This window comes from Polaromonas sp. P1_G2 (assembly GCF_056405515.1).
In genome coordinates this window covers 1-355 of sequence record NZ_JBFUBY010001790.1, presented here as the reverse complement: position 1 = coordinate 355, position 355 = coordinate 1, and the positions used below count along the sequence as shown (strand labels likewise).

The following is a 355-nucleotide window of genomic DNA, read 5'->3' as shown; positions in this document are numbered from 1 at the left end:
CGGGCCACAATGACATCACCGGCGATGTCCGCTACGCCGAAGTCCAGGAGATGGTCAACGGCAAGCTGGTGACCATCGGCGATATGTATGTGGGCAATAGCGAAGCTCCAGGAAGTGTCTATGTCCATATCCCATCACTGGCTTCGCTGACCCCAGACAGCCTCTTTGCGCAGGTTGAGAAGTTGGGAGCAGCTCAGTTGGACCTTTACGGGAGAACGGGCAATGACAAACTCTACGGAAACACCTCCGGAAATATTTTCAACGGCGGTTCCGGCAACGACGTATTGACAGGTTATGCTGGTAAAGACCAGTTCGTTTTCGAGGCGACTGGCAAGGACAATGCCGACCATATAAC

Annotated in this window: 1 protein-coding gene; it reads left to right on the top strand. The window is 53.5% G+C overall.

What is annotated here, in order from left to right; genetic code table 11:
• On the top strand, positions 1-355 hold a 355-nt coding region (locus AC1D0P_RS32610), incomplete at both ends, for a hypothetical protein (RefSeq protein ID WP_477680503.1).